Consider the following 3,602-nt stretch of genomic DNA (forward strand, 5'->3'; position numbering starts at 1 on the left):
ACGAGGACCGACCCAAAAAAGCAATCTGCGGCATGACCCCGGCTGCGTATGCCCAACATCTGGCAAACACCGATATCATCAGCCCCGGACTCTAAACCAGGCCGCTACTCAGGGCGGGGGGACGTCGTGGCAGGAGCAGCGCGTCAGCAACGCGCAGACAGACCGCGATGCAGCGCTGCTCGCCAAGCGCCAGGCCGAAGCGGAACGCGACAGCGCCAAAGGCTCCACCACCGTTGTGACGCAGTACGTCGACCGCGTGCAAATCGTGCGCGAAGCCGGCGCCACCATCACCCGCGAGATCCCGATCTATGTCACCCAGAAAGCAGACGCTGCTTGCGCTATCCCTGCTGGCTTTGTGCGGCTGCACGACGCCGCCGCCCAAGGCGACCCTGCCGGGTCGCCCGCCGGAGATCCTGATGCGCCGGCCGCCGGCATTACGCTCTCTGGCATTGCCGGTACCGTCGCCGACAACTACACCAGCTGCCACGCCACCGCCGCGCAGCTGACCGCGCTGCAGGACTGGATCGATCTGCACGCACCGGAGCCGGCGCCATGATCAAGCCCGCCAGCCTGCGCGCGCATCTGGTCGCGGCCTTGCCGGATCTGGCACGCGATGCCGACCGGCTGCTGGTGTTCATCGACGCCGGCAGCCTGATCAGCACGTTCCAGATGGGGCTGTCGTTTGAGTACCAATACACGCTCAATCTGATCCTGACCGACTACGCCGGCCACCCGGACAGCGTGATGCTGCCGCTGCTGGAATGGGTGCAGGTCAATCAGTCCGAGCTGCTGTCCAATCCCGCGCGCCGTGGCGACATCGCCTTCGAGGCCGACATCCTCGCCAACGATGCCGTGGATCTGTCGATCAAGTTGCCGCTGACCGAGCGTGTGGTTGTGACCGCGAAAGACGGCGGCGGCTATGACATGACGCATGCGCCTGAGCCGGTAATTGATACGACATGGATGAGCTAACCACGCTGGAGAACTCGGCGACACCCCCGCTGGCGCACCTGCAGCCCGGCGAACGGCGCAGCCTCGCCCGCAGATCAACACGAGATTTAGCTAATTGTAGAGCCAGTGACTCAGTCGGCATGGCGTCAGATGCGGCCCGTAAAACAACAAACTGCTGTGCGTTCATTTTTTAAAGCATGTAAGCGAGACATCCTTTATCAAATACCTCGCTTACCAAAACGGAGTGATACCCTACCAAAAATCCAAGAGTCAATTTAGGGGGTATTTTTCTTAATTGGTCCAACCGTAACTGTCCCGCCGCCAATAGGGCTCCCCCCACTGCCGAGCCCGGAAAAACCACCACCACCGCCGCCACCACCGCCACCACCGCCTTGTGGGGGATTCCTTACTTGCTGTACCGGGGGGGCGCCTATATAGTTTCCAGAGGAATTGTAGGTGTAAGTCACGCAAGCGGTACCATTGCACACCGTGACGGTGTCACCTAAATTCATTATTGATACAAACAGCAGGTTCCTATTTTCAATATTATTTTTATAATTTAAGTTGATGGCATTTAGTGTAGTAGTAGTGGGCATTGGTGAACCAAGATCACACCCGCCGCAAGCGAAAGAATAGTGTTGTATAGGGTATGGTTCAGCAAATACAAGCCCAATCGATGATCCAACAAATGCGACCGCAACAAAGGCGTAGATGAGCCTGCGCCGAGGAACATTCCGTAATCCGCTTACAAATTTCATCATTCAAATCCCTGTAGTATATAGCGTCTATTGGGTGCAGCAAGAATTTACAATTTCGCCCGCCAAGCGATCAGCCTGCGATACCTGAGCTTGATTAAGAGATTTTCTCGAAACCTCCAAAACGGCTTGCAAATCAGTATTGGGTTGAACACTCTCTAAAGCTTTGTAATAGGCATAAGACTTAATTGCCGATTTTTCGGTAATTATTCCGGAATCATAGGCTCGACCTAAAGCCATGAGCGCATCCACACTACCCATGCCTGCAGCTTGCTGGAGATAACCAACCGCCTTTTTCCTGTAGTCAACAAGCCTATCAGCATGGGATAGGTATTCAGATGGGGAGCCAATTACAGAGTCCGGATCTGATGCGTACATTACCATCGCCTCAATAGAGCCTTGTTGTGCAGCTAAGTCCAACCACGGCGTTCTCATTAGATCAAAGTCTTCAGTAAGACTTTTGCACTCTTGGAAACGCTTGTCGATTGATTTTAGGTAATTAACTTCCGCACCAACTTCCCTGTATGCATCCAGCACGCCCTGAGCGGGAGGTTGAAGCGTAGCGTTGCATTGGGAAACTGCAATATAAATTTCGTAGGTAGCTGACGCATCGCCAGCTTTTGATTTTTCTAAAAGAGAACGGACATAATTGAGCGCATCTCCATCTGGCCGCTGTTCATTACGAACAATTGAAAATGCTCGCCCTCTTACCAACCTTAAGACACTGCCTTCAATTTTCTTTTCCGCAATCAAAGTCGATACATATCGCTCTGCGGTGTTAGAACTAGCCTTCTGCCTGCCCGAGCTGTTCTCGTTTTCGCCAGCGCGATTGTGCAAAGTGGATTCGTAACTTAGGGAATAAAATGCAAGCCCAAGCGCCGCAACCCCAAGCAATAAGCCTAACCCGCTAACAACATACTTCCGTTTCATTTCACATCCTGATGGTCAGAACATCTTTGAGCGGACTAGCTTTCAGGCACACCCTAACTCTTGCGCTGGAAAATACCATAAGAAATTTGTCAATGTATGCGAGATTTATACAAGGCGTGACATAAATCAGCATGCGTAGCTCCTAATATAATTTACATAACTGAAATATAAAAAGAGTCCCCTTGACTTCATCTTCGTCGGTAAATTTGTCTAGGCTTGCTTCACCAGTAGTGGATCGATCTGCACTTGCCAAAGCCAGCGCTGTGATCAAGCCCGCCAGCCTGAGAGCGCGTCCGGTGGCTGCCCGCCGAAATTCGCGCGCGATGCCGACCGGTTGCTGGTGTTCATCGACGCTGGTAGCTTGGTCAGCACGTTGCAGCCGGGGGCTGTCGTTCGAATACCAGTACATGCTCAACCTCATCGTGACCGACTACGCCGGCCACCCGGACAGCGTGATGTTGCCGCTGCTGGAATGGGTGCAGACCAATCAGTCCGAGCTGCTGTCCAACCCCGCACGCCGTGGCGAGATTGCCTTCGAGGCCGACATCCTTGCCAACGATGCGGTGGATCTGTCGATCAAGTTGCCGCTGACCGAGCGCGTGGTCGTGACGGCGAAAGATGGTGGTGGCTATGACATCACCCATGCACCCGAGCCGGTGATCGATCCGACATGGATGACTTGACCGCACTGGAGACCTGGGCCGCGCCGCTGCCGGCACGCCTGCAGGAGGGGGAGCGGCGCAAACTGGCGCGCAAGATCGGCACCGCGTTGCGACGCTCGCAGAGCCAGCGCATCGGCAAGCAGCAGGCGCCCGACGGCACACCGTATGCGCCGCGCACGACGTCCCCCCGCCCTGAGTAGCGGCCTGGTTTAGAGTCCGGGGCTGATGATATCGGTGTTTGCCAGATGTTGGGCATACGCAGCCGGGGTCATGCCGCAGATTGCTTTTTTGGGTCGGTCCTCGT

At 55.2% G+C, this 3,602-nt stretch carries 5 protein-coding genes and 3 pseudogenes; 5 read left to right on the forward strand and 3 right to left on the reverse strand.

Translation table 11 applies throughout. From position 1 onward, the window contains the following. Positions 1–115 precede the first annotated feature (115 nt). From ABS769_RS22195 to ABS769_RS22205, 3 genes and pseudogenes are all read left to right on the forward strand, one after another. Positions 116–556, forward strand: a pseudogene (locus ABS769_RS22195) (hypothetical protein); the annotation flags it as partial. Further along, a complete protein-coding gene (locus tag ABS769_RS22200) occupies positions 553–972 on the forward strand; it encodes a phage tail protein (protein ID WP_317063340.1) in 420 nt (139 codons plus the stop codon). The pseudogene ABS769_RS22195 and the gene ABS769_RS22200, both read left to right, overlap by 4 nt. Beyond that, positions 960–1,061, forward strand: a pseudogene (locus ABS769_RS22205) (phage virion morphogenesis protein); the annotation flags it as partial. The gene ABS769_RS22200 and the pseudogene ABS769_RS22205, both read left to right, overlap by 13 nt. A 165-nt stretch (positions 1,062–1,226) precedes the next feature. Here the strand turns inward: ABS769_RS22205 and ABS769_RS22210 are convergent. The 3 genes from ABS769_RS22210 to ABS769_RS22220 form a co-directional block, all read right to left on the reverse strand. After that, positions 1,227–1,709, reverse strand: a complete 483-nt coding sequence (locus ABS769_RS22210) for a hypothetical protein (RefSeq protein WP_317063338.1) — start codon at positions 1,707–1,709, stop codon at positions 1,227–1,229. Positions 1,710–1,736: 27 nt separating this feature from the next. Beyond that, complete coding sequence (locus tag ABS769_RS22215; RefSeq protein WP_317063336.1) at positions 1,737–2,636, reverse strand: hypothetical protein; 900 nt, start codon at positions 2,634–2,636, stop codon at positions 1,737–1,739. A gap of 142 nt (positions 2,637–2,778) precedes the next feature. Then, positions 2,779–3,045 carry a hypothetical protein gene (locus ABS769_RS22220; RefSeq protein ID WP_317063344.1) on the reverse strand — a complete coding sequence of 89 codons (267 nt, stop codon included), beginning with the start codon at positions 3,043–3,045 and terminating at the stop codon, positions 2,779–2,781. Here ABS769_RS22220 and ABS769_RS22225 point away from each other — a divergent pair. Both ABS769_RS22225 and ABS769_RS22230 read left to right on the forward strand, forming a co-directional pair. After that, entirely contained in the window at positions 2,960–3,319 is a 360-nt protein-coding gene (locus tag ABS769_RS22225; protein ID WP_317063342.1) for a phage tail protein, read from the forward strand. The two genes, ABS769_RS22220 and ABS769_RS22225, sit on opposite strands and share 86 nt — an antisense overlap. Beyond that, positions 3,307–3,474 (forward strand): annotated as a pseudogene (locus ABS769_RS22230) (phage virion morphogenesis protein); the annotation flags it as partial. The gene ABS769_RS22225 and the pseudogene ABS769_RS22230, both read left to right, overlap by 13 nt. Positions 3,475–3,602 lie beyond the last annotated feature (128 nt).

Source organism: Xanthomonas hortorum (genome assembly GCF_040279205.1).
In the GTDB taxonomy this organism is placed as follows: Bacteria; Pseudomonadota; Gammaproteobacteria; order Xanthomonadales; family Xanthomonadaceae; genus Xanthomonas; species Xanthomonas hortorum_F.